Annotated in this window: 18 protein-coding genes and 2 tRNA genes; 12 read left to right on the top strand and 8 right to left on the bottom strand. The window is 66.3% G+C overall.

The genetic code is table 11. From position 1 onward, the window contains the following. Positions 1-473: 473 nt before the first annotated feature. Positions 474-2,771 carry a CHASE2 and HATPase_c domain-containing protein gene (locus CFB39_RS08120; RefSeq protein ID WP_256991367.1) on the bottom strand — a complete coding sequence of 766 codons (2,298 nt, stop codon included), beginning with the start codon at positions 2,769-2,771 and terminating at the stop codon, positions 474-476. 680 nt (positions 2,772-3,451) lie between these two features. Between CFB39_RS08120 and CFB39_RS08115 the strand changes: the two genes are divergently transcribed. The 7 genes from CFB39_RS08115 to CFB39_RS08085 all read left to right on the top strand — a co-directional run bounded on the left by CFB39_RS08115 (position 3,452) and on the right by CFB39_RS08085 (position 10,347). Next, a tRNA-Leu gene (locus tag CFB39_RS08115) sits at positions 3,452-3,538 on the top strand. Between the two features lie 394 nt (positions 3,539-3,932). Beyond that, a tRNA-Leu gene (locus CFB39_RS08110) sits at positions 3,933-4,019 on the top strand. 367 nt (positions 4,020-4,386) lie between these two features. Next, positions 4,387-5,634: an ROK family protein gene (locus CFB39_RS08105; RefSeq protein ID WP_089472678.1), complete on the top strand. Its 1,248-nt coding sequence runs from the start codon at positions 4,387-4,389 to the stop codon at positions 5,632-5,634. Then, a complete protein-coding gene (locus tag CFB39_RS08100; protein WP_089425244.1) occupies positions 5,621-7,174 on the top strand; it encodes a sugar ABC transporter ATP-binding protein in 1,554 nt (517 codons plus the stop codon). The genes CFB39_RS08105 and CFB39_RS08100 overlap by 14 nt, the downstream gene beginning before the upstream one ends. Before the next feature lie 43 nt (positions 7,175-7,217). Further along, positions 7,218-8,255, top strand: a complete 1,038-nt coding sequence (locus CFB39_RS08095) for a ribose ABC transporter permease (RefSeq protein WP_039358899.1) — start codon at positions 7,218-7,220, stop codon at positions 8,253-8,255. Positions 8,256-8,337: 82 nt separating this feature from the next. Then, the gene (locus tag CFB39_RS08090; protein ID WP_089425243.1) at positions 8,338-9,282 is read left to right on the top strand and encodes an ABC transporter substrate-binding protein; all 945 of its coding nucleotides are present in this window, start codon (positions 8,338-8,340) and stop codon (positions 9,280-9,282) included. 129 nt (positions 9,283-9,411) lie between these two features. Beyond that, a complete protein-coding gene (locus tag CFB39_RS08085) occupies positions 9,412-10,347 on the top strand; it encodes a carbohydrate kinase (protein ID WP_089473246.1) in 936 nt (311 codons plus the stop codon). A 33-nt stretch (positions 10,348-10,380) separates the two neighbouring features. Here CFB39_RS08085 and CFB39_RS08080 read toward each other — a convergent pair whose 3' ends face one another. The 3 genes from CFB39_RS08080 to CFB39_RS08070 all read right to left on the bottom strand — a co-directional run bounded on the left by CFB39_RS08080 (position 10,381) and on the right by CFB39_RS08070 (position 13,424). Further along, positions 10,381-12,111, bottom strand: coding sequence for a SulP family inorganic anion transporter (locus tag CFB39_RS08080; RefSeq protein WP_089472677.1), 1,731 nt, complete (start codon positions 12,109-12,111; stop codon positions 10,381-10,383). Between the two features lie 7 nt (positions 12,112-12,118). Next, positions 12,119-12,745, bottom strand: coding sequence for a ParB-like protein (locus CFB39_RS08075; RefSeq protein WP_089472676.1), 627 nt, complete (start codon positions 12,743-12,745; stop codon positions 12,119-12,121). Between the two features lie 136 nt (positions 12,746-12,881). Further along, positions 12,882-13,424 carry a GNAT family N-acetyltransferase gene (locus CFB39_RS08070; protein WP_089472675.1) on the bottom strand — a complete coding sequence of 181 codons (543 nt, stop codon included), beginning with the start codon at positions 13,422-13,424 and terminating at the stop codon, positions 12,882-12,884. 281 nt (positions 13,425-13,705) lie between these two features. Between CFB39_RS08070 and CFB39_RS08065 the strand changes: the two genes are divergently transcribed. The 4 genes from CFB39_RS08065 to CFB39_RS08050 all read left to right on the top strand — a co-directional run bounded on the left by CFB39_RS08065 (position 13,706) and on the right by CFB39_RS08050 (position 18,821). Beyond that, positions 13,706-14,926 carry an MFS transporter gene (locus CFB39_RS08065; protein ID WP_089472674.1) on the top strand — a complete coding sequence of 407 codons (1,221 nt, stop codon included), beginning with the start codon at positions 13,706-13,708 and terminating at the stop codon, positions 14,924-14,926. A gap of 215 nt (positions 14,927-15,141) precedes the next feature. Continuing rightward, positions 15,142-15,963 carry a TetR/AcrR family transcriptional regulator gene (locus tag CFB39_RS08060; protein ID WP_089425240.1) on the top strand — a complete coding sequence of 274 codons (822 nt, stop codon included), beginning with the start codon at positions 15,142-15,144 and terminating at the stop codon, positions 15,961-15,963. Between the two features lie 156 nt (positions 15,964-16,119). Further along, the gene (locus CFB39_RS08055; RefSeq protein WP_089472673.1) at positions 16,120-17,874 is read left to right on the top strand and encodes an AMP-binding protein; all 1,755 of its coding nucleotides are present in this window, start codon (positions 16,120-16,122) and stop codon (positions 17,872-17,874) included. A 29-nt stretch (positions 17,875-17,903) separates the two neighbouring features. Further along, positions 17,904-18,821, top strand: a complete 918-nt coding sequence (locus CFB39_RS08050) for a DUF1571 domain-containing protein (RefSeq protein WP_089472672.1) — start codon at positions 17,904-17,906, stop codon at positions 18,819-18,821. A 27-nt stretch (positions 18,822-18,848) separates the two neighbouring features. On the opposite strand, the gene CFB39_RS08045 is transcribed toward CFB39_RS08050, so the two are convergent. Continuing rightward, positions 18,849-19,133 carry a hypothetical protein gene (locus CFB39_RS08045; RefSeq protein ID WP_089472671.1) on the bottom strand — a complete coding sequence of 95 codons (285 nt, stop codon included), beginning with the start codon at positions 19,131-19,133 and terminating at the stop codon, positions 18,849-18,851. A 299-nt stretch (positions 19,134-19,432) separates the two neighbouring features. Between CFB39_RS08045 and hfq the strand changes: the two genes are divergently transcribed. Then, a complete protein-coding gene (hfq, locus tag CFB39_RS08040; protein ID WP_069247846.1) occupies positions 19,433-20,011 on the top strand; it encodes an RNA chaperone Hfq in 579 nt (192 codons plus the stop codon). 77 nt (positions 20,012-20,088) lie between these two features. On the opposite strand, the gene CFB39_RS08035 is transcribed toward hfq, so the two are convergent. Genes CFB39_RS08035 through CFB39_RS08025 form a run of 3 tightly spaced genes read right to left on the bottom strand, consistent with a single transcriptional unit; the run spans position 20,089 to position 24,128 of the window. Beyond that, complete coding sequence (locus tag CFB39_RS08035) at positions 20,089-20,790, bottom strand: DUF2968 domain-containing protein (protein WP_089472670.1); 702 nt, start codon at positions 20,788-20,790, stop codon at positions 20,089-20,091. A gap of 54 nt (positions 20,791-20,844) precedes the next feature. Then, the gene (locus CFB39_RS08030; protein WP_089425235.1) at positions 20,845-22,236 is read right to left on the bottom strand and encodes a sigma 54-interacting transcriptional regulator; all 1,392 of its coding nucleotides are present in this window, start codon (positions 22,234-22,236) and stop codon (positions 20,845-20,847) included. Between the two features lie 17 nt (positions 22,237-22,253). After that, a complete protein-coding gene (locus CFB39_RS08025; protein WP_089472669.1) occupies positions 22,254-24,128 on the bottom strand; it encodes a TadG family pilus assembly protein in 1,875 nt (624 codons plus the stop codon). Positions 24,129-24,132 lie beyond the last annotated feature (4 nt).

Below are 24,132 nucleotides of genomic sequence, written 5' to 3'. Positions count from 1 at the left end.
AACGCCACCGCCAGGGCCGACGTCGCCCCGGTGTCATCGCATCATGTCGATGGCTTCCTCGACCTTTCCGCTGTTTCGCGTCCGTGGTCGCATCGCGCCTGCGGGATCGAAGTCCGGCTTGACGGCAGGTCCGCGTCGGAAGACGACACGCGGCGCCCGTGCCTTCGTCCCTCGTGCCGACGTGGCAAGCCATCGCCGCACTGTCCGTTATCGCGCGGTTCTCGGCGACGAGCCTCCATCCGCAAGTCTCGTCAGGTCGGCACCGCCCCGGGACGGCGCGATCGTCACGCAGTCCGAAGCACCGACAGGCACGCCCGTCTCGTCATCCGCCGTGTCGCGCCACTCGCCGGGCCAGAACGCAAAAAAGCCGGGCCCTTGTGCGATACAGGGCCCGGCTTTCCATCCATCCGGTTCAATCTCTACCCGACCTCGACGAAGCTGGCGGCCGCGCTACCGTTGCGGCCCGGCACGGCTCACGCGTCTTCGAGCGCTTCCGCAGCGGTTCTCGGCAAGCGCACGATGAAGCGGCTGCCCTGCCCCGGCGTCGACGTCACGTCGATCGAGCCGCCATGGCGCACGACCACGGCCTTCACGAACGGCAAGCCGAGGCCAACGCCGCGGCTGGCGTCGCGGTGCGAGCCGTCGACCTGAAAGAACGGCTCGAACAGGCGCGGCAGCGCGTCGGCGGGGATGCCGATCCCCTGATCCTGCACCGTCATCGTCACCTGCCGATCGTCGGCAGCGATCCACACGTCGACCACCGTCTCCTCGTCCGAGTACTTGATCGCGTTGTCGAGCAGATTGGTCAACGCACGCAGCAGCATGTCGCGATTGCCGGACACGAACACGTCGTCGCCCTCGTAATGCGGGCCTTCGACGCGGATTCGCTTCGCATTCGCGCTGTGCCACAGATGATCGACCGCTTCCGTCGCCAGATCGTTGGCGGACACGGCCACGTAGGCACGGGTGTCGAGATGCTCGGCGCGCGACAACTGCGTGAAATCCTGTGCGACGCGCAGGCTGTAGTCCACCAGCTTGTGCAGGTCCGTCAGGAAATCCTCGTCGGTCGCGCCGTCGGCGCGGTTGCGCTCCTCGAGCAGCGACAGCACGGTCGACAGCGGATTGCGCAGGTCGTGCGCCATGTGTCGCAGCGTCAGCCGGTCGCTTTCGACCGCGGCCTTGATGTTGTGGATGTCGACGAAGCAGATCATGCTCGCCGTGGAACGATGCTGCTCGCCGTCGCCGAACGGTGTCACCATCATCATCTGCGTGCGCCCGTTCAGCGTCAGCTCCGCCGAGTGAATCTTGCCGCTCGCCTTCGCGATCTGCACTTCGTCGTGCGCAATCGACAGCACGTGCCGGACGGCCGCGTCGCGGTCACCCTCGGTGTCGAACGTCTCCAGCATCGCGCGGCCGCCCGCGTTGCACAGCAGCAGCCGGCCGTGCTGTTCGACGAAGATCGGATACGGCAACGTCTCGATCATGTCGACATAGGCCGTCTGCCAGGCGCGAATCTGCTGCATCGCGATCTCGACTTCGTCCGCGCTCGGCAGCTCGGCATCGGCGCCCGCCGCGTGCGGCAAGCCGGCGAACGCATGCTTGCCGGCCAGCCGGTGCAGCAGCCCGTATTCCTTCAGCATGAACGTCCGCAGGCTGCCGGCACGCCGCCAGCCGCAGAACGCGAAAATCAGCGCGCACACGGCAAACATCGGCCCGAGCGGCATCCAGTACGACCAATGCACCAGCAGCACCAGCGAGACGGAGACGAACGTGGCCATCCACGCGAGCGCGAATGCGTACATGCGCCAGCCCGGCACCAGCATGCAGATCAGCAGCATTCCCGTCGCGACCGCGACGCTGACGCCAACCTGGATCGCCGCCGGCTCGCGCCGCAGAATGCGGCCATCGAGCAGCGCCTGCGTCACCAGTGCATCGACCTCGACGCGCCGCAGCCGCCCCCCTTCCGACGTCGACAGGTCGTACACCCCGGAAAGGTCCGACATCGCGTCGCCGATGAAGACGATGCGACCGCGCCACGCCGACTCGGGAATGCGCCCTTTCAGCACGTCGACGTATGAATAGCGATCGAGGTCGAAGCGCGCAGGCAGGAACAGCGCGAGCGAACCGGTCTCGACGTGCCCCAGATTCGACACATGGTCCTGCACCTGGTGACGCACGTCCCCGGCCGGCAGCGACGCGCCCGCCACGCGAATCGCCTCCAGCGCCACGTGCGGCAGTTCCGCCTCCGCGTTGTCCGCGTGAATATAAGGCACGATGCCCTGCACCAGATGGTCGCTGCCCAGCATCACGCTGCGCTGGCCGATGGCCGCGGCCGCGGCACGCAACCGCGCCTCGGGCAACAGCACGGTGTCGGCACGCGTGGCCTCCTGCGATACGTGGGCAGGCAGCACGACGTGCCCTTGCCGCGCGATCGCGCCCGCCAGCGGCCGATCGCCGGACGCCGCGCTGAACATCGTCATGTCGAGCACGACACTCGCGGCGGCACCCAGCCGATCGAGCACCTGCGCATGGGACGTGCGCGCATAGCTTTCGCCGCTGCCGAGTTCGGCAATGGTCTTCTTGTCGATCGAGATGACGACGACCTCGTCACGATCCCCGTGATCGACGCCGGTCACCACCAGGTTCCAGTACAAACGGTCGAGCGGCGACAGCAACGCCTCGGCGGTCGGCGTGCAGCTGAGCACTGCCAGCAACACCGCGCCGGCCGTGAGCGGCCATACGGCAGGTCGAACGGATGTTGCAATTTTCAAGACTCGATTGAGCCAGTCAGGCATGGTTTGGTCCACGTTATTGTTTTATTCGCCCGAGTTCGTTGCAGTCGCGCACTTCCTGCATGGTTGCGGCCATGGCCACATTATTCGTCGCGCTCGCGATCCCGCCATGCGACTTGCGCTCAGGCGGCCCCGGGTCCCTCAACAGGCAACCGCACGGCATGCTGCCGCGGGTTCCAATGCCGCCATGTTGCCGGAACTATCTCGATTTTTATTAGGCACCGGGTCCAATTAGACCTTGTCCCATATGGTTTCTATTTCGTTTCGGACTCGTCCGAATATTTACCATTCGGACGGTCGTCAGGACGCGTCGATACCGTGCCGGTGCGACCCGTTCGGGACCTTCGATCCCAGGTGAGTTCGTGCAGACAATGCGGTTGTTTGCCCTGGTGGTTCACCCGTGAAGCGATCCTGCCAAACTTTGATGAACGGCGGGAAATTTCGCAACACGTTTTTCCCGACCGAATGGTTTGCCGACGCGCGTCGAGACGAAGCCGGCGTCGGGCTGAATTTTCGCAGCGAGACTGGCCGGCGCCGGCCAGTGTGTGGCAGACCGTTCGACGTGAACACTTTTCGTCGCTTTCGATGAAATTGTGTTGACAGCCTCTTCGGACACGCTATAATTGCGTTCTTTCGCGATGCAGCAACAAGCGAAACGTGCCCAGGTGGCGGAATTGGTAGACGCACTAGGTTCAGGTCCTAGCGGTGGCAACATCGTGGAGGTTCGAGTCCTCTCCTGGGCACCATCTGTTTTTGAAAAGGTCGGCTTCTAGCCGGCCTTTTTTCATTTCAAGCCCAGGAAGCAAAGCGCCTGCGCGCTTTGCGTGAGGACTCGAAAGGCTGCGCTTGCAAGCGCAGCCGGGGTCGCGCATGTGTGACCGAGTCCTCTCCTGGGCACCATCTGTTTTATAAAAAGGTCGGCTTCTAGCCGGCCTTTTTTCATTTCCGGCGCCGAAAATACGCGTCAATCGCAAGATGGCGTCGCCGCACATGCAAGCGGCTCGCATGCCCACCTCCCCCTCCTTCGCCCGACCGAACAGCGTGCTCAATTATTTTCGTTCGCGACCTGAAATTGTATTGACAGCCCCTTCGGACACGCTATAATTGCGTTCTTTCGCGATGCAGCAACAAGCGAAACGTGCCCAGGTGGCGGAATTGGTAGACGCACTAGGTTCAGGTCCTAGCGGTGGCAACATCGTGGAGGTTCGAGTCCTCTCCTGGGCACCATCTGTTTTATAAAAAGGTCGGCTTCTAGCCGGCCTTTTTTCATTTCCGGCGCCGGAAACACACCTTCCCCATCCCAGAGAGCAAACCAGTCGCTTTGGTTTGCGCACCCGGTGCCAGCGAGCTCCAACGGCAGTGGCAAATTCGGCAACAACCCGGCGCCACACGCTCGTACTCCCCCCTCAAGCACCTGCGCCCGATTTTCTCGATCTCCGCGAACCATCCCCGATTCCGAACACCCCGCACCAACCTCCCGCCCCCACCGAAACCGGGATTTCCCTAGGCTGACACGCCGACGTGCGCGCGGTTAAATAAATCAACGTGATTTATTTAATGCGCTGCCGGATAGCGCACCATGGAAGGAGACGCCATGAGAAGCCCGCACTTCGGCCAGGGAAGCAACTCGGCCAACGTGCGCCGTTACAACGAGCGCCTGCTGCTGAAGACGCTGCGCCGCGCAGGCAGCGCGTCGAAGGCCGACCTCGCCCGCCTCGCGAGCATGACGGGTACGGCAGTCGGCAGCATCATCGCGTCGCTCGCCGATGCGAAGCTGATCGAATTCGCTGGCCGCACCGAAGGCCAGCGCGGCCAGCCGGCCTCGCTGATCCGCCTCGACCCGCGCGGCGCATTCGGCATCGGCGTCCATCTCGACCGCATGCGCATCGAAACGGCGCTCGTCAACTTCGCCGGCGACGTGCTCGGCCGCCGCTCGCACGACACGCTGCTGCCGCCGCCCGCCGACGTGCTCGAGATCGTCCGCCACGACATCGACGCGATGCAGGCGCTGCTCCCCGACCACGAGCGCGCCCGCCTGACCGGTATCGGCGTCGCGCAGCCCTACAACCTCGGTGCGTGGATGCGCGAACTCGGCCTCGCACCCGACACGTTCCGCGCGTGGGAAGACGTCGATTTCGCGGCCGACCTCGGTCGCGCGTTGTCGCTTCCGGTATTCGGCGAAAACGACGGCAACGCAGCCGCGATCGCCGAGCTGTTCTACGGATACGGCCGGCAGTGCGACGACTTCGTCTACCTGTTCATCGGGCCGGCCATCGGCGGCGGCATCGCGATCGACGGCGACTGCCTGCGCGGCGTGACCGGCAATGCAGGCGACATCGCCGTGATTCCCGTGCCGCCGAGCCGGCTGGCTTCCGCGCCGCCCCCACGCGGCCCGTGGGACATCCTGCTCGCGCGCGCGTCGCTGCATGCGCTGGTGCGCCATCTGCGCCATCACGGCGAAACGGTCGACAACCGGGCCGATCTCGAAGCATGCATCGCCCGCGGCCTGCCCGCCGTCGACGAATGGATCGACGATTGCGTCGACGCGCTGGCGCCGGCATTGCGCGCGGTGCTGTGCGTGGTCGACGCGCCGGTGGTCGTGCTCGACGCCGATACCGACGCGGGCCTGCTCGACGCGGTCACGACGCGCCTGCGCGCCGCGCTCGTGGCCACCGCGCCCGAAGCGCGCGGCACGCCGGTGCTCGTACGCGGCACGTTCGGCGCCGACGCCGGTGCGATCGGCGCGGCCACGCTGCCGATGTTCTTCAACTTCTCCCCGCGGGCCGGCATCCTCAAGGGCGCCCGCACCGACTCGCAGGAGGTCAACCATGTCGCGATCTGAGTCGCCCCGTCCGTTGCTCGAGATGCGCGGGATCAGCAAGACGTTCCCGGCCGTGCGCGCGCTCGACAACGTCAGCCTGACCGTCTATCCCGGCGAGATCCATTCGCTGATGGGCGAAAACGGCGCCGGCAAATCGACGCTGATGAAGATCCTGTCGGGCGCCTACCGTGCCGACGCCGGCGGCGAGATCCTGATCGACGGAGCCCGCATCGACATCGACGGCCCGCTTGCCGCGCGCGATGCAGGCGTCGCGGTGATCTACCAGGAACTGTGCCTGTCGCCAAACCTGAGCGTCGCGGAAAACATCTATATCGGCCGCGAACTGCGGCGCGGCAACCGGCGCTGGGGCACGATCGACCGCGCGGCGATGGCGCGCGGCTGCGAGGACGTGCTCGCGCGCCTGGGCGCATCGTTCGGGCCCGACACGCTCGTCGACACGCTGTCGATCGCGGAGCAGCAACTCGTCGAGATCGCACGCGCCGTGCACACCCGGGCGCGCATCCTCGTGATGGACGAGCCGACCACGCCGCTGTCGTCGCGCGAAACCGAGCACCTGTTCCGCCTGATCCGCCAGTTGCGCGAGGAAGGTCTCGCGATCATCTACATCAGCCACCGGATGGCGGAGATCTATGAACTCTCCGACCGCGTGTCGGTGTTGCGCGACGGCGCGTACGTCGGCACGCTCGAACGCGCATCGCTGTCGGCCGAGCGCCTCGTCGCGATGATGGTCGGCCGCGACATCTCAGGCTTCTACAAGAAGGAACACGCACCGTACGACCCCGGCCACCTGCTGCTGTCGGTCCGCGACATCGCCGACGGCGCACGCGTGCGCGGCTGCAGCCTCGACCTGCACGCCGGCGAAGTGCTCGGCATCGCGGGGCTCGTCGGCGCAGGCCGCACCGAACTCGCGCGGCTGATCTTCGGCGCCGAACCACGTGTGCGCGGCGACGTGAAGGTGGGCGAACGCACGTTCGGCGCGCACTCGCCGCGCGACGCGATCGACGCGGGCCTCGTCTACCTGACCGAGGACCGCAAGCGCCAGGGCCTGTTCCTCGACATGAGCGTGCGCGACAACATCAACATCTCGGTCTGCAACCGCGATGCGCGGCTCGGTGCACTCGATCTCGCGCGCGGCGCCGAACGCGCGCGGGACGCCATTGCGTCGCTGTCGATCCGCGTGCCGAACGCGAACGTCAACGTCGGCGCGCTGTCGGGCGGCAACCAGCAGAAAGTGTTGCTGTCGCGCCTGCTCGAAACGAAGCCGCGCGTGCTGATCCTTGACGAGCCGACACGCGGCGTCGACATCGGCGCGAAATCCGAGATCTACCGGATCATCAACGAACTGGCCCGGGCCGGCGTGGGCGTGATCGTGATCTCGAGCGAACTGCCGGAGATCATCGGTGTCGCCGACCGCGTGCTCGTGATGCGCGAAGGCGAGATCGCCGGCGAACTCGGCGGCTACACGCAGACGCCCATCACGCAGGAAGCCATCATCGCGCTCGCCACCGGCTCGCAGGCCGAACTCGCCGACGCGCACTGAGGCTCGCCCTTTTTCATTTCCTTCTTACATCCAGGTTACCGAAATGATCAACCCGACCAAGCAGCGGAACCTCGCTTCCGCGACGGCCCAGCCGGTGGCCACCCGCACGCCGCTGTTGCGCGGCGCCGATCAACGCGCCCGCATGCAATCGCTGATCCGCACCGCCGGCATGCTGCCGGTGCTGCTGGTCCTGTGCATCGGCTTCGGCTTCCTGACCGACGGTTTCTTCACGCTGCAGAACCTGTCGATCGTCACGCAGCAGGCGTCGATCAACATCGTGCTGGCCGCCGGCATGACCTTCGTGATCCTGACGGGCGGCATCGACCTGTCGGTCGGCTCGGTGCTCGCCGCCGCGGCCGTCGCGGCACTGCTCGCATCGACCATCCCGGGCTGGGGCTGGCTCGGCGTGCCGTTCGCGCTCCTCGTCGGCCTCGTGTTCGGCGCGATCAATGGCGGCCTGATCTCGTTCCTGCGCCTGCCGCCGTTCATCGTCACGCTCGGCGCGATGACCGCCGTGCGCGGCGTCGCGCGCCTGATCGGCAACGACACGACCGTGTTCAATCCGCAGTTGCCGTTCGCGTTCATCGGCAACGGCACGATCCTCGGCGTGCCGTGGCTCGTCGTGATCGCGTGCGCGGTGATCGCGATCTCGTGGTTCATCCTGCGCCGCACGGTGCTCGGGATGCGCATCTATTCGGTCGGCGGCAATCCGGAAGCCGCCCGCCTGTCGGGCATCAACGTGCGGGCGATCCAGCTGTTCGTGTATGCGGCGTCGGGGCTGCTCGCCGGTCTCGGCGCGGTGATGTCGGCCGCACGGCTCTATGCGGCCAACGGCCTGCAGCTCGGCCAGTCGTACGAACTCGACGCGATCGCCGCGGTGATCCTCGGCGGCACGAGCTTCGTCGGCGGTGTCGGCTCGATCGTCGGCACGCTGATCGGTGCGCTGATCATCGCGGTGCTGACCAACGGGCTCGTGCTGCTCGGCGTGTCCGACATCTGGCAGTACATCATCAAGGGGCTCGTGATCATCGGCGCCGTCGCGCTCGACCGCTACCGCCAGCGCGATTCGGCGCGTACCTGAGCCCCTGCCCGTCCATTCAACCTGGCGGCGCAGGCCGATCCCTGCGCCCGCCCGCCAAGCCACTTCACGGAGACACCACGACATGTTCAAGCACAAAGCCGCCCTGACCGCCGTCGCCTGCGCACTCGCCTTCGGCGCTTCCGCCGCGCACGCGGCCGACAAGCCGCTCAAATCGATCGGCGTCACGGTCGGGTCGCTCGGTAACCCGTACTTCGTCACGATCGTCAAGGGCGCCGAGGCGCGCGCCAGGCAGATCAACCCGAATGCGAAGGTCACGGCCGTGTCGGCCGACTACGACCTGAACAAGCAGTTCACGCAGATCGACAACTTCATCTCCGCGCACGTCGACATGATCCTGCTCAACGCAACCGATCCGAAGGCGATCGAGCCGGCGGTGAAGAAGGCGCAGGCGGCCGGCATCACGGTCGTCGCGGTCGACGTCGCGGCGGCCGGCGCGAACGCGACCGTGCAGACCAACAACGTGAAGGCCGGCGAGCTGGCATGCGACTACATCGCGAAGAAACTCAACGGCAAGGGCAACGTGATCATCGAGAACGGCCCGCAGGTGTCGGCCGTGATCGATCGCGTCAACGGCTGCAAGACCGTGCTCGCGAAAAGTGCCGGCATCAAGGTGCTGTCGAGCGACCAGGACGGCAAGGGCTCGCGTGAAGGCGGGATGAACGCGATGCAGGGCTACCTGACGCGCTTTCCGAAGCTCGACGCGGTGTTCACGATCAACGACCCGCAGGCGATCGGCAGCGATCTCGCCGCGAAGCAGCTGAACCGCCCGAACATCGTGATCACGTCGGTCGACGGCGCGCCCGATATCGAGGTCGCGCTCAAGTCGAATACGCTCGTGCAGGCGTCGTCGAGCCAGGACCCTTGGGCGATGGCGCAGCAGGCCGTCAACGTCGGCTACGGGATCATGAACGGCCAGAAGCCGGCCAACCCGATGATCCTGATCGAGCCGACGCTCATCACGCGCGACAACGTGAAGAGCTACAAGGGCTGGAGCACCCCGCGCTGATCGCCCCCCGTCCGCCCGAGCAACCGGGCGGTGCCTGGCTGCGTCGCTGCATGCGACGGCCCGCACTGCCCGCCTTTTCAGATCAATCGCTGCATCGCCGCGCACAGCGGCGCGGCACAAGGTTTCGACATGACGACGACGTTTCCCCGCCTGATCGTATTCGGCGAAGCACTGACCGATTTCATCCGCGACGACGACCAGCACTGGCATAGCGTCGCCGGCGGCTCATGCTGGAACGTCGCGCGCGTCGGTGCGCGACTCGGCGTGCCGACGGCCTTCGCCGGCACGGTCAGCCGCGACACCTTCGGTGACGAGCTGATGCGCAAGAGCGCCGACGCGGGGCTCGACCTGCGCTTCATCCGGCAGGTCGATCGCGCGCCGCTGCTCGCGATGGTCGTGTCGAAGCAGCCGCCCCACTACTTCTTCATCGGCGAGAACAGCGCCGATCTCGCGTTCGATCCGGCGGACCTGCCCGCCGGCGCACTCGACGCGGCCGAGATCGTGCACGTCGGCTCGCTCGGCGTCGTGCGCGAGCCGCTGGCGTCGCGCCTGATCGACGTGGCGCAAGCGGCGCGCGCGGCCGGCAAGCGGATCTCGTTCGACCCGAACTTCCGCGCACCGATGGCCGCGCCGTCGTATCGCGACACGCTGCGCCGGCTGGCCGGGCTCGCCGACTGGATCAAGGTATCCGACGAGGATCTGCGCGGGCTGTTTCCCGAACTCGATGAAGCCACCGCGCTCGCCCAACTGCGCACGTGGGCGCCGGACGCCGCGATGCTCGTCACGCGCGGCGCATCCGGCATGCAGCTCCTGCATCGCGACATCGTGCTGTTCCAGCCCGCGTTCCCGACCGAAGTGGCCGACACCGTCGGTTGCGGCGATGCCAGCATCGGCGGCTGGCTCGCGAGCCAGCTCGCGCGTCCCGATGCATCCGCCGCCGAGCATCTGCGCTACGCAGCCGCCTGTGCGGCGGTTGCCTGTGCGCATGCAGGCGCCTATGCGCCGACGGCGGACGAAGTGACCGACATGATCGATCGCTCGGCCGACGCCGCGGTTTCGCCATAGCACTCACCGGCGCGGCGCCCCCGCGCCACGCCGTCACGCGGCGGTCGTGCCGTCGCTGCCGTCCGGCGGCATCCGGGCCTGCAGCAGTTGCAGGCTCTCGTCGACGCTCAGTTCGGACATCGCATCGTCGTGCAGCGTATCGTCGGCCGCGCGGCGCAGCGCATGCAGCGCGTGCACCTTGAGCCGCACGATCGCGAGCCGCAACCCGCGCGCCGTGCATTCGGCCGCGAACGTGCGCAGCGATTCGATCGTCGTGCTGTCGACATCCGGCGTTTCCTCGAGGCTCAGCATCACGGTATGCGCGTCCGGCGCGGCCTTCATCAACGCACGCACGCGGTTCAGCATCCGGTCCGCATTCGCGAAGAACAGTTGCGCCTCGGGCCGCACGATCAGCACGCCGGGCACCGGCTTCGCGTCGGCATGGCTCGCCACGTCGACGAAATCGTGACTGTCGCGCAGCCTGCCGAGCACGCTGACGTTCGGCTCGGACAGCTTGCGCAGCGTCAGCAGCAGGCTCACGCCGATGGCCGCGAGCAACCCGTGCAGCACGCCGAGCACGAGCACCGCGAGCAGCGCGGCGATCACCACGAGGCGATCGCGATGCCAGGCCCAGTACGGCCGGAATACCGACGGATGCAGCGAGTGACTGACCGCGAAGATCACGATCGCCGCGAGCACGGGCTCCGGCGTGCGCGCGAGCTGCGGCAGCAGCAGCCAGACGATCAGCGCGACCACGCCCGCCGCCCACAGGCCGGCAAAGCGCGACTGCGCGCCGGCCGCTTCGTTCGCCGAGGTCGCCGAATAGCCGGCGCCGACCGGCATCCCGTGCAGCAGGCCCGACACGAGGTTCGCGCAGCCGAGCGCGACGAGGTCGCGGTTCGGCGACACGCTGTCGCCATGCTTCAGCGCGAAGTTGCGGATCGATCCGTACGATTCCGCGTACAGGATCAGCATCAGCGCGAACGCAAGCTCGATGGTCTGCATCCACGCGTTGCGGTCGAGGGTCGGCAGGCCGAACTCGATATGCTTGAAATCGATATGGCCGACGATCGCGATCCCGTATCGCTGCCAGTCGATCGCGTAGCCGGCCGCGATCGACAGCACGATCACGACGAGCGTCGCGGGCACGCGCGAGCTGCGCCCGAGCGTGAACAGCAACGCCAGGGCAATGGCGCCGAGCACGACGCTCGCGAGATTCGCATGCGGCGCGCCGGTGATCAGGTCGAGCGCGACATGCGGCGCATCGCTGTGCTGCACGGAGATCGCGAGGATCTTCGGCAACTGCTTGATGACGATCGTCAGCGCGAGGCCGAACGTGAAGCCGCGCAACACCGGCCGTGCGACGAAATCCGACATGCCGCCGAGCCGCGCGGCACCGGCCAGGATGAACAGCACGCCCGTCATCGCGACGAGCGCCGCCGCGAGCGCGAGCTGCGCGGCGAGCGCCATCCCCGATTCCGCGAGCACGGTCGCCGCAAGCACGGCAGCCGACGACGACGTCGACGACACGATCGCGAAGCGGCTGCTGCCGGTGAGCGCATAGACGACGAGCCCCGACAGCAACGCGATGAGACCGGCCTGCGGCGGCAGGTTCGCCAGCCCCGCGTACGCGACCGCCTCGGGGATCAGCAGCCCCGCGATCGACAGGCCGGCCAGCGCATCGAGACCGATGCGTCGCGTGGGCGGCGGCGAGGCCGTGTCGAGCGCGGCGAAATGGTCGGCATGCTGCGGGCCGGCATCGGGGCGGATCGGGGCGGTCGTCATGTGGCGGTCAGGGCTTGACGGCGATGACGCCCGACCAGCCGGGCAGATAGCGTGCATCCTGGTCGTGCGCGCGATGCAGTGCGAGGTCGAGCGCCTTCGCGAAGTTCTTGCGGATCTGGTCGAGCGACACGTGCTGGCGCAGGTAGTCGGCCCACAGGAATTCGCTGAACGGCGTCGCATCCTTCGCATAGCCGCCCGCCGTACGCAGCTCGCCGGCGAGGCTGCGGTACGGATCGTCCACGAGCCCCGTCAGCGCCTTCGGCAGATTCGCGTAGTCACGGCGCGTGCCGTCCGCGCCGAACGGATGCACCCACTGGTTGTGTTCCATCATCCGCCAGAAGATCGTGTCGTCGAGCCACGACAGGTCCTTCAGCAGCATCGCGTTCACGTGTGCCTCGCCTTCCTCGATCAGCGCGAGGCCGAGGTGGTGGTGATCGGTGATGTAGTGCAGCCCGCCCGGGCCGAGCACGGCCGGGAACCAGTGCGATTCGATCGCGGCCTTGCGTGCCCGCTTGTTGAGCGCCTTCCAGTGCTTGCGCTTCGCCTTGACTTCGCGATAGCCGACCGTCATCTGCGTGGGACGCAGTTCTTCCAGCTTGACGGGAATCAGGTGAACATCGTTGCCGAGAGCCATGGTCGTACCCCATGTTGCGAAATTCCGGCAACGATACTCCTGATCACGCGAGCCGTTAATACGTCATGACCTCGATACGCCTGCGGTTGACGATCTCTGACAACCGCCCGACGGACCGCCCACGCACGACGCCGCGCTACGCGCGCAGATCGTTGCGTTCGAGACGATGTCGAATGTAAGGAATGCCATCGTGCACGATGCTCACGCGACGCATCCCGAGCTTGCGCGCGACATTCAGCGAGCCGCTGTTGGCCTCGGCGATATCGGCGATCACGCGCGGCAGCCGCACGGTGTCGAACGCGTGACGCACGACGGCTGCCGCGGCTTCGCTCGCGATGCCGCGCCCCCACGTCGCACGCACCAGCCGCCAGCCGATCTCGACGTCGCGCGCGCCGTCCGCATAGTCGGGAATCAGCAGGATCCAGCCGATGAACGCATCGGGGGCGGCCTTCTCGAAGATCGACCAGTAGCCGAGGCCCGGCGGATAGTCGCACGTGATCCGGTGCGTGACGAAGCGCCGATGCTCGACGGGATCGTGCCACGGGCCCGCGATGTGCCGCGTGACCTCGGGATCGCGATCCATCGCGAGGCATGCGTCGCGATCGGCCAGCACACGCGGACGCAGCCACAGCCGGGCAGTCTCGAGCACGGGCAGCGTGGCGGCGGAACGTTCGGTCATCGGGACTCCTGATTCGGTGACGATGCGCATCGGGCGCATTACAAAACAGATACAAACAGCCTTCCGGAATGATACAGAGGCCTGTCGCCGGCTTGGTACGACGGCATTGCCATTTCCGAAACAGTTCATTTCCTAGGGATTATTCCCGATTCGACGTTATCGCGCCCCACATCGTCCGGCGCCGCCGCCTACACTCGATCCATGCCCCCGCACCGCGCGCAAGCCGTGCCGGCATCCGCATGCATAACGTGAGCGCGCAAGCCAACGAGGAGACCTCGGACATGAGCTGGACCCGCGAACAACGCAACGTCACGATCGCCGCCTACCTCGGCTGGACACTCGATGCGTTCGATTTCTTCCTGATGGTGTTCGTGCTGAAGGACATCGCCGCCGAATTCGGGTCGACGATTCCCGCCGTCGCGTTCGCGCTCACCCTGACGCTCGCGATGCGCCCGCTCGGCGCACTGATCTTCGGCCGGCTCGCCGATCGCTTCGGCCGCCGCCCGACGCTGATGGTCAACATCGCGTGCTATTCGCTGCTCGAACTCGCATCGGGTTTCGCGCCGAGCCTGACCGCGCTGCTCGTGCTGCGCGCGTTGTTCGGCGTCGCGATGGGCGGCGAATGGGGGGTCGGCTCCGCACTGACGATGGAAACCGTGCCGACCCATGCGCGCGGCTTCGTGTCGGGGCTGCTGCAGGCCGGCTACCCGAGCGGCTACCTGCTCGCGTCCGTCGTGTTCGGCCTGTTCTACCAGTACATCGGCTGGCGCGGCATGTTCATGGTCGGCGTGCTGCCCGCGCTGCTCGTGCTGTACGTGCGCTCGCACGTACCCGAATCGCCGGCATGGAAGCAGATGGAAAAGCGCCCGCGCCCGAGCCTTGGCACCACACTGAAGCAGAACTGGAAGCTCACGATCTACGCGATCGTGCTGATGACAGCGTTCAATTTCTTCTCGCACGGCACGCAGGATCTCTATCCGACGTTCCTGCGCGAACAGCATCACTTCGATCCGCATACCGTGTCGTGGATCACGATCGTGCTGAACATCGGCGCCATCGTCGGCGGCCTGTCGTTCGGCGCGATCTCGGAGCGGATCGGCCGGCGTCGCGCCATCTTCATCGCCGCGTTGATCGCCCTGCCCGTGCTGCCGCTGTGGGCGTTCTCGAGCGGCCCGGTTGCCCTCGCCGCGGGGGCGTTCCTGATGCAGATCTCGGTGCAGGGTGCGTGGGGCGTGATCCCGGTTCACCTGAACGAGATCTCGCCCGACGAGATCCGCGCGACCTTCCCCGGCGTCGTCTACCAGCTCGGCAACCTGCTCGCGTCGGGCAACGCGACGATGCAGGCGTCGCTCGCCGTTTCGCACAACAACAATTACAGCTTCGCGCTCGCGCTCGTGGCCGGCATCGTCGCCGTCGTGATCGCCGTGCTGATCCAGTTCAGCCGCGAGCGGCGCGGCATCGACATGACGCAATCGGTCAATACGCGTAGCACGGTCGGCTGATCCCGCGCATTGCCGCACCGCATCATCACGCGTGCCCCGTCCCGCCGAGGGCACGCGCGATACTTTCCGCATTCGCACATCGAACTAGAGGAATTTGTCCAGATTCCCCGCTTGCCCGCTCGGTGCGCGATTTTTTATCTTAATAAAAACGGCTGTTTGAATCAGACAAACAAATCACCAGTTCGCGGCCGGGCGACCGGCATGGGAGGCGGGACATGGCAGTAAGTCAGGAAGGGCGGCCATCCGCGGGACGGCCGTCCGGGGCACGGTCATCCGGCACGCGGCAGACCGGCGGGACGAAGGCGCGCATCCTCGATGCGGCCGAGGACCTGTTCATCGAGCATGGCTTCGAGGCGATGTCGATGCGCCAGATCACCTCGCGCGCGGCGGTCAACCTCGCCGCGGTCAACTACCACTTCGGCAGCAAGGAAGCGCTGATCCACGCAATGCTGTCGCGCCGGCTCGACCAGCTCAACCAGGAGCGCCTGGGCATCCTCGACCGCTTCGATGCGCAACTCGGCACGCACATCACCTGCGAGCACGTGCTCGGCGCGATGTTCATTCCCGCGCTGAAGGCCTCGCGCAATCCCGAACGCGGCGGGCCCGGCTTCCTGCGCCTGATCGGCCGTGCGTACACCGATCCGTCGCCGTTCGTGCGCAACTTCCTGACCGCGCACTACGCGAGCGTCGCGGGCCGCTTCTTCGACGCGTTCCAGCGCGCATTGCCGCACCTGCCGCGCACGGAGCTCGGCTGGCGGCTGCACTTCGCGATCGGCGCGCTGTCCGGCGCGCTCGCGGGCGCCGAAACGGAAAGCCTGATCGACGAGTTCTCGCAAGGCCGCACGATGAACGACGTGCAGATGATCGCGCGACTGTCGTCGCTGATCGTCGCCGCGCTGAAAGCGCCGATGCCCGACAGCGCGCAACTGTCGATCTTCGCGGCCGTGCTCGACGATGCGGGGGCCAGCGAAGCGTTCGGGCTGCCGCAGTCGGCTGCGCCCGCCGTCGATACGGCGACGCTGCATTCCACGAACTGAGCGCGCGAGGCCACGCGCCGCTTCCTGTTCACGATTTGATTGAAACGCGCGGTCGTGCGGGGCGTCGAGGCGTCCCGTCGATCGACCGTGCGGCACGGGGCACGGGCCGGCGCCGAAGCGCCCGTCCTCGCCGAGAGCAAAGACCGGAGACTCGTCATGTCATCTTCCGCAGCAACCGCAGCGGCCCAGGTTCCGCCGAACACCGACGGCATCTGGTACGCGTCATACCCGCCCGGCGTCCCGCACGAGATCGACGTCACGCAGTACGCATCGCTCGTGCAGTTCTTCGACGAATGCACGAGCCGCTTCGCCGAGCGCGTCGCCTACGTGAGCGCCGGCGCATCGATGACCTATCGCACGCTCGCGCAGAAGGTCGACGCGTTCGCGTCGTACCTGCAAGGCATCGGCATCAAGCCCGGCGACCGCGTCGCGATCATGCTGCCGAACACGTTCCAGTACCCGGTCGCACTGTTCGGCACGCTGAAGGCCGGCGCGATCGTCGTCAACGTCAATCCGCTCTATACCGTGCGCGAACTCGCGCACCAGCTGAAGGACAGCGGCGCGCAGACGATCGTCGTATTCGAGAACTTCGCGCGCACGCTACAGGACGCGCTGCCGGAAACGCAGGTGAAGAACATCGTCGTCACCGCGCTCGGCGACCTGCTCGCCGACGGCTTCAACGCGAAAGGACGCCTGATCAATTTCGTGCTGAAGCACGTGAAGAAGCTCGTGCCGGCCTACCACCTGCCGCAGGCCATCCGGTTGCGCTCGGCGCTTGCGCTCGGGGCCCGCGGCAAGCCGCAGCCGGTGCCGATCACGCGCGACGACCTCGCGTTCCTGCAGTACACGGGCGGCACCACCGGCGTCGCGAAAGGCGCGATGCTCACGCACGGCAACCTGATCGCGAACCTGCTGCAGGCGAAGGCCTGGATCGCCGACCAGGTCTCGGGCGACGTCGAAACCGTGCTCACGCCGCTGCCGCTGTATCACATCTATTCGTTGACGGTGAACGCCTTCATCTTCATGGGCCTCGGCGGCCGCAACATCCTGATCGCGAACCCGCGCGACATGACGATGGTGATGAAGATCATCCGCAACGAGACGTTCACCGGGATCACCGGCATCAACACGCTGTACAACGCGTTCCTCGACAACGAGGAATTCCGCAAGCGCGATTTCTCGAAGCTGAAGCTCGCGATGGCCGGCGGGATGGCGATGCAGCGCGCGGTCGCGGAGCGCTTCCAGCAGGTGACGGGCCGGCCCGTCGTCGAGGGCTACGGCCTGACCGAGTGCTCGCCGATCGTCACGATGAACCCCGTGGACCTGAACGACATGGCCGCGTTCAGCGGTTCGATCGGCCTGCCGGCGCCGTCCACCGTCGTGCGCTTTCGTCGCGAGGACGGCACCTGGGCGCCCGTCGGCGAACCGGGCGAGCTGTGCGTGCGTGGCCCGCAGGTGATGCGCGGCTACTGGCAGCGCCCCGACGAGACGGCCAAGGTGATCGACGCCGACGGCTGGCTCGGCACCGGCGACATCGGCGTGATGGACGAACGCGGCTTCATCCGCCTGATCGACCGCAAGAAGGACATGATCCTCGTGTCGGGCTTCAACGTGTATCCGAACGAGATCGAGGAAGTGCTGGTGATGCATCCGGGCATCAGCGAAGCCGCGGCGATCGGCATTCCCGACGAGGTGCAGGGCGAACGGATCAAGGTGTTCGTCGTGCGCCGCGACCCGGCGCTGACGGTCGACGACGTGCTCGCGCACTGCCGCAAGAACCTGACCGGCTACAAGATGCCCAAATTCGTCGAGTTCCGCGACGCGCTGCCGCAGACGAACGTCGGCAAGATCCTGCGCCGTGCATTGCGCGACGAGGAACTCGCCAAAATCAAGGCCGCGAAGCAAGGCTGAACGATCCATCGCCCCGGGAGACGCCGTCGATGAACGAAGGAAAGAAGCGCCACGCGCAGCATGCCGCCGCCGTGGCAGTCGCGTGCATGCTGTCGCTCGCCCAGACTGGCCTGCATGCGCAGGAAGCGGCCAGCGCGGTGAGCGCGGCGCAGGAGGTCGCCCTGCCGGCCGATCTCGCGAAAGTCACCCGCGAACCGGTCGCGCAACAGGCGCGCTGGCTACGCACGGCCGCGCAGCGCGGCACGCTCGCGCAACTCGATGACGCGACGCTCACCGCGCTCTTCAAGGCGCTCGATCCGCTCGCCGTGCCGCTCTATATCCGCAATGGTCCCAACGGCTATCCGTCCTACCAGTTCACGATGGTGCGCCAGGAACGCATCAGCGGAAAATGGTCCGATACGCCCGACCGCATGCTCGTGAAGACCACCCGCGAGCCGCTGCGCGTCTATGCGAAATGGCTGCCGGGCGGCGCGCACGCCGGACAGGAGACCATCTACGACACGACGCAGCGCAAGGACGAGATGTACGGCCACCTCGGCGGCCTGCTCGGCAAGATTCCGCTGTGGACGGCCATTGATGGTGCACTCGCGCGCGCCCAGTCGAATCACCAGGTGAAGGATCTCGGCACCGAATTCATCACGAACCTGTACCTGACCGAAGGGAAGAAATATCTGGAAGCCGGCGTGCAGCGGCCGACCAATGTGGAAGCCAGAACGATCAACGGCGTGCGCGTGGTTACGCTCACCTACGAAACACCGACCGGCCGGCCGCAGTTCTACGCGAAGAAGGAAGTTTTGGGGCTCGACCTGCACGCGCCCTATTTCCGGACCGTCGAGTCGTATGACAACGACGGCAAGATCTTCGAGCGGATCGTCATCGAGAAAATCGCACCGGCGACGCTCGACGATACCGCATTCGACCCGAAAAACCCCGACTACGCGTTCTGATGCGCGCCGGCGGGGTGGATCTCGGGCTCAATCGTCATCGTCGTCGCCGTGGTGCCGGTGCCCATGCTTGTAATAGTGCTTGCGCCACTTGCGATAGCGATCGTCGTCGTCATCGCCGTAGTAGCCGTATCCGTAGCCTGGATAGGCGACCACGGCAGGTTGCGGCGCCACATAGACCGGGGCCGGCTCGACATAGACCGGCGCGACCGGTACGCCGATGCCGACCGACAGGTCGACATGCCCCGCCATCGCACTGCCCGAAGCCAGCAACGCCACGCTCCCGACCCACCCTGCCCATCGTCTCTTGTTCATGTTCTGAATCCCTGATATGCCGGCCGGCCCGCCCGGCTCGCGCGACTAAAGTAAACGTCGCGCGCGAACCCAGGTGATACGGCCTTGCGAGAGTCGTAACGCAACGTAACGAAATGGCATTAGCCGTTTGGCCGAATCGCGAAAATGCGCTGGAACGTCTATAGTGGGTTACGGTTCGACACAATCACGACTTCGCGCTCCCCGATCGAACAGGGTAGAATCCCGCCAAACACCTTGTGGACGAACACGCCACACACACGCACAACATATTCTCTGACGCAGGCTCCTGCCGCACCTCAATGGCCAATCCCGCAGAATCCCATCCGCAAAACGACTTCATCAATTCGGCGCGCAAGGAACGTAAGCGCGTTGAAATCTATCTCGTCAACGGCATTCGTCTGACGGGGTGCATCGAGTCGTTCGACCAGTACCTGGTGATGCTGCGCACCCCCGTGGGTCTGCAAGGCATCTACAAGCGCGCGATTTCCACGATCCAGCTCGACACGGGCGGCTCGCGCCCGGGCGGCAGCGGCCCCCGCGGGCCGCGCACCGGCGGGCGCCCCGGCGGCCGTGAAGGCGGCGGTCACAGCCCGTACGGCTCGCACGGCGGCCCGCGTGAATCGCGCGGCGACGGCGGCTACGGCTCCCGCGAACCGCGTGAAGGCTATGGCTCGCGCGAACCGCGCGAGGGTTACGGCTCGCGTGAGCCGCGCGAAGGCTACGGTGCCCCGCGCGAACCCCGTGAACCGCGCGAAAGCTACGGCGCACCGCGCGACACCGGCGACGCATCCGGCAACGCCTCGTCGTCGGATTCCCGCGGCGGCAGCGGGCCGGTCATCGTGACGCGCCGCCGGCGAATCGTGCCGGACGGCCAGTAAAGCAAAAGGGCAAGCCAACCGGCTTGCCCTTTTTACTGGTGCCGCCGGCGCGGCATGTCGCCGCACCGCCGCCGGGTTCAGCGTGCCGTCGTCGGCAGGCCTGCATCGGCCTCACGCTGCAACGAACGCACCTGCTGCTGCAACGCGCGCAGTTGCGACTGAAGCTCGGCCTGCTGCGCCTGCAAGGCGGCCGTCTCGTTGCGTACGCTCTTCTGGCGATCCGCGACCGCCGCCTGCTGCTGGCGGGCGATCGAGATATCCGCCTGCAGACGCCGCGCGCGATCCTGCGTGACCTCGATCTGCTTGTCCATTTGCGCCTTCTGCGATTCCAGCTTCGCCGCCCGCAGTTCGTTCACGGCCAGCCGCTCCGCCTGGCGCGAGAAATCGCGATAGATCGCTTCCGCACGCGTTTCGTCGTAAGTCTTGATGACGCGCCAGAACGCCTTCTGCTGGAACAGCGCGACGAAGTACGCACCGTCCTTCACGTTGAACAGCAGGCTCGCGCCGTAGCTGCCGTTGTAGCTCGTGCGCATTTCCGTCAGCGAGTGCGCCTGGATCTGGCGCTGCAAGTCGTCGACCGTGCTCGGCCCCGTCGACTCGCCCGCCTGCGGCTGCAGCGACGTCTGCGAATCGATCACCGGAATCGCCGCCACCGGCGCCGATGCCTGCTGTACGACGGGCGAACCGCTGTCCGCCAGACTTTGCGCGTATGCGCCCTGCATGCCTCCCGCCAGGGCGAACAATACGCACGCCCTTCCCAACCCCGTCATATGGCTCATGAAGTTCTATTCCCGCCCGAGTCGTTGTAATTCAGCGCGATTTTATCTCATTAATTACTCACTTTCGCGGGTCTCGGGCTCCTCGTCGAAGATCTGGTATTTGCGCATTTTTTCCCACAGGACCTTGCGGCTGATGCCGAGTTGCTGGGCCGTATCCTGACGCCGCCAGCCGTTTGCGTCGAGCGCCGCAATGACGCGGTTGCGCTCGTTCATGTCCCACTTGCTGCGATCGACGAACACCTCGGCCGCACTCTCCGCCGGGACCGGCTGGGCCGAACTGCGCGCGTGCGCGATCAGCCGCTGCAGCCGCGCGGCATCCCACCCGCCCGTCTGCCGCACCGTCACGCCGACACGCTCGGCGAGGTTGCGCAGTTCACGCACGTTGCCGGGGAAATAGCTGTCCGCGACGGAATCCGTCAGCCAGTACGGCAGATCGGACAACTGAGCGAGCCGCTCCTCGCCGACGACCTGCGCGACGAATGACTTGAACAGCGCGATCTTGTCGACGGCGCCGCGCTCCTCCAGCGACGGAATGCTCAGCTCGATCACCGCGAGCCGGTAGTAGAGATCGGCGCGGAACAGGCCATCCTTCACGAGCTGCGGCAGCTTCTTGTTGCTCGCCGCGACCAGGCGGAAATCGACCTTGACCGGCGACGTCGCGCCGACGCGCAGCACCGCGCCGTCCTCGAGCACGCGCAGCAGCTTGACCTGCTGGTACAGCGGCAGATCGCCGACTTCGTCGAGGAACAGCGTGCCGCCGCCCGCCTGCTCGAAATAGCCTTTATGCGCAACAACCGCGCCCGTGAACGATCCCTTCGCATGACCGAAGAACAGCGATTCGAACAGGCCGTCGGGAATCGCACCGCAGTTCACGGGCACGAATTCGCCATGCCGGTAGCGCGAATGTTTTTCGTGCAGCAGTTGCGCGATGCGCTCCTTGCCGACGCCGGTTTCGCCGTGCAGCAACACGTTGGTGTCGCAATCGGCGAACGTATCGACTTCGTGCAGCAGGGCCTGCATCGATTCCGAGTGCGCGACGAGTTCGGTCGGATGCGACGTTTCGGCCGTATGCGCCCGTAGCTGCGTGACGAGCTTGCCGATCATCCCGCGCAGTTCGGCACACGTGAAGTCGAGCGGCAGGATGTGCGAATACTCGGGCGGATACTGCGACGCGTCGTGATCGCGCGCCGCGCCGACCCAGACGACCGGCATGCCGATGTTGGCCTGCCAGTCGCGCAGGAACGCGGCGCCGATTTCGATCATCGTCACGCTGATGATCGCCAGCGACGGCCGCAAGGCGGCGCGCTCGGGCGAGATCTCCGCGTTGTCGGCGCGGATCACTTCGACGTCGAAGCTCGCCATGCACCGGGCGACGCGGTCGACAATGTCCGCCTTGCCTTCCCAGACGTACAGGTCGAGCTCTTCGATTGCGGGCGTGGTTCTCATCGGGTGGTCTTGCTTCTCTAATTGCTGACTGTTTGCGCGACGCCGCAGGTCAGCGACATCTGATGCACCGTGGCGGCACCGAGCTGGACACCGAGCAAGTCCAGCAACGGGTCGATGATACCGTCGAGCGCGGTCAAAAGCGGGCTCAGAACGGTGGTCAGTACCGACAGCAGTGACGAAATGAAATCCGGCGGGATCGTGACGGTGACGATCCCGAACAGCAGGCTCACGGTCGGCGTGATCTGGGCCGCTTTCAGGCCTGCCAGCGCGTTGTTCACGGCCGAACCCAGCGCGTTCGTATTGGTTGTCCAGTAGTACGACGGATCGCTGCCGCCGCGCCCGTAGAACGTATTGGTTGCGGGGCTGCCGGCCAGATTTACCGACACGTTGGAAACGGTCGCGGACACCTCGACGGCGCCGGCCAGAACCAGCACGTCGAGCACCTTGGCCGGCGTCGAGCAACTGTAGTTCGCCGGCAGGTTCAGCAGATTGCCGGCCGTGAGCGGCGGCTGGCCGATGCAGAGATTGGCGACGCTCGGCTGCGCGGTGATCGTCGCGGAATTCGGCGATGTCAGGCAGTTGGTCGACAGCAGCGTCGCACTGCCGGCACCCAGTTGCACGTAAAGCGGCAGATACACGTTCGCGGACACCATGACCGGCAGCGGATTCACGCCCAGGTTGACGACGAGATACAGGCCGACCTGCGCGTTCGTCGCAACCGTCCGCCACGCACCGTTCTTGTCCTTCCCGCCTTCGCCGACCGCAATGGTCGGCGGGCTGATGACCTGCGCCTGCAACTGGACGATCGAAACCGAGTTGCCGTTCGGCAGCGTTAGCGGCACGTTGGCGCCGATCACCACGCCCGGCTTGCCGGCCTGCGAGATCTGCGCCATCGCCATCACGAGATCGAGCACGTTCACGGTCGCGTCGGCCGCCGCCTGCGTGTTCGCGAGGCCGAGCGTCAGCAGCGACGTCGCGCCCTGACCGGTCAGGCTGGCGACCTTGAGCGCCGTGTTGCTGAGCAGGTTCAGGTTGGCGAGGGTGGTCAGTGCGCCGGTTGCGCTGGTCTGCAGCGTCGTACCCAGCGTGGTCGTCTTGTTGACGGCCGCCACCATCGCGTTGAGCAAGGTGCCGACCGACGCGTTGGCATTGACCAGCCCGCCGATCGTACCGTTGCCGACCGACAGCGACTGCAGCGCGACGGCGATGTCGCCGAGCTTGACGTTCGCACAGGCGAGCCCCTGGTAGGACACGAGATTGAGGTTCAGCGGCGTGCCGCCCTGCCCCTGCAACAGCGAGCCCAGCAGCGCGTTCACCAGGCCGGGGTTCCCGCTCGGCGCGCCCGAGCAGCCGACGCCGCCCACCGCGGCCAGCGTCGCGCCGATCGAGAAGGTATCGATGTTGGTTGCCTTCGCGGTCGACGTGGCGGTCACGGTGCGGGTCGGCCCGAAGAAGAAATACGGCAGCGTCTTGGAGACCGTCACCCGCACGGCATTCAACTGCGTCGCGAGCGGCACCGTCGATTTCGACGAATAGAACGAACTCGCCGTCCCGGTCGCCGACGGCGCCCAATAACCGCATTCGGCCGCCAGCGACGTGGTGCCGCTGCCGTCCAGCGTGAAGCCGTTCGTCGTGGCGTTGCTCGTGGCCACGGAGGTCACGTTCGCACACGTGTCGTCCAGCTTCTGAACCGCGGCGAGCGCAGCAAGATCGGCCACGCGCTGCATGTCGCGGCGCGTGAAAAAGACGTTGCCGATATCGACCGAACCGAGAATCACCATCGACAGCAGGATCCACACGGCCGCCGTGACGACGACCGAACCCCGCTGCCGCCGCGGCGACGCGCGACCGGGTCCGGCCATCCGGTTCGATGCATGTCGAGCAGTGCTCATCGAA

Origin of the sequence: Burkholderia sp. AU6039, from assembly GCF_002223365.1 — a bacterium.
In the GTDB taxonomy this organism is placed as follows: domain Bacteria; phylum Pseudomonadota; class Gammaproteobacteria; order Burkholderiales; family Burkholderiaceae; genus Burkholderia.
This window is presented reverse-complemented; position numbering and strand designations above follow the sequence as displayed.

Bases quoted from the DNA above. Each gene is read 5' to 3' on its own strand.
- CFB39_RS08100 (WP_089425244.1), top strand. From the start codon at position 5,621: ATGTCGCGATCTGAGTCGCCCCGTCCGTTGCTCGAGATGCGCGGGATC.
- CFB39_RS08055 (WP_089472673.1), top strand. From the start codon at position 16,120: ATGTCATCTTCCGCAGCAACCGCAGCGGCCCAGGTTCCGCCGAACACC.
- CFB39_RS08035 (WP_089472670.1), bottom strand. From the start codon at position 20,790: ATGAGCCATATGACGGGGTTGGGAAGGGCGTGCGTATTGTTCGCCCTG.
- CFB39_RS08025 (WP_089472669.1), bottom strand. From the start codon at position 24,128: ATGAGCACTGCTCGACATGCATCGAACCGGATGGCCGGACCCGGTCGC.
- CFB39_RS08070 (WP_089472675.1), bottom strand. From the start codon at position 13,424: ATGACCGAACGTTCCGCCGCCACGCTGCCCGTGCTCGAGACTGCCCGG.
- CFB39_RS08105 (WP_089472678.1), top strand. From the start codon at position 4,387: ATGAGAAGCCCGCACTTCGGCCAGGGAAGCAACTCGGCCAACGTGCGC.
- CFB39_RS08075 (WP_089472676.1), bottom strand. From the start codon at position 12,745: ATGGCTCTCGGCAACGATGTTCACCTGATTCCCGTCAAGCTGGAAGAA.
- CFB39_RS08095 (WP_039358899.1), top strand. From the start codon at position 7,218: ATGATCAACCCGACCAAGCAGCGGAACCTCGCTTCCGCGACGGCCCAG.
- CFB39_RS08030 (WP_089425235.1), bottom strand. From the start codon at position 22,236: ATGAGAACCACGCCCGCAATCGAAGAGCTCGACCTGTACGTCTGGGAA.
- CFB39_RS08065 (WP_089472674.1), top strand. From the start codon at position 13,706: ATGAGCTGGACCCGCGAACAACGCAACGTCACGATCGCCGCCTACCTC.
- hfq (WP_069247846.1), top strand. From the start codon at position 19,433: ATGGCCAATCCCGCAGAATCCCATCCGCAAAACGACTTCATCAATTCG.
- CFB39_RS08060 (WP_089425240.1), top strand. From the start codon at position 15,142: ATGGCAGTAAGTCAGGAAGGGCGGCCATCCGCGGGACGGCCGTCCGGG.
- CFB39_RS08045 (WP_089472671.1), bottom strand. From the start codon at position 19,133: ATGAACAAGAGACGATGGGCAGGGTGGGTCGGGAGCGTGGCGTTGCTG.
- CFB39_RS08080 (WP_089472677.1), bottom strand. From the start codon at position 12,111: ATGACGACCGCCCCGATCCGCCCCGATGCCGGCCCGCAGCATGCCGAC.
- CFB39_RS08085 (WP_089473246.1), top strand. From the start codon at position 9,412: ATGACGACGACGTTTCCCCGCCTGATCGTATTCGGCGAAGCACTGACC.
- CFB39_RS08050 (WP_089472672.1), top strand. From the start codon at position 17,904: ATGAACGAAGGAAAGAAGCGCCACGCGCAGCATGCCGCCGCCGTGGCA.
- CFB39_RS08090 (WP_089425243.1), top strand. From the start codon at position 8,338: ATGTTCAAGCACAAAGCCGCCCTGACCGCCGTCGCCTGCGCACTCGCC.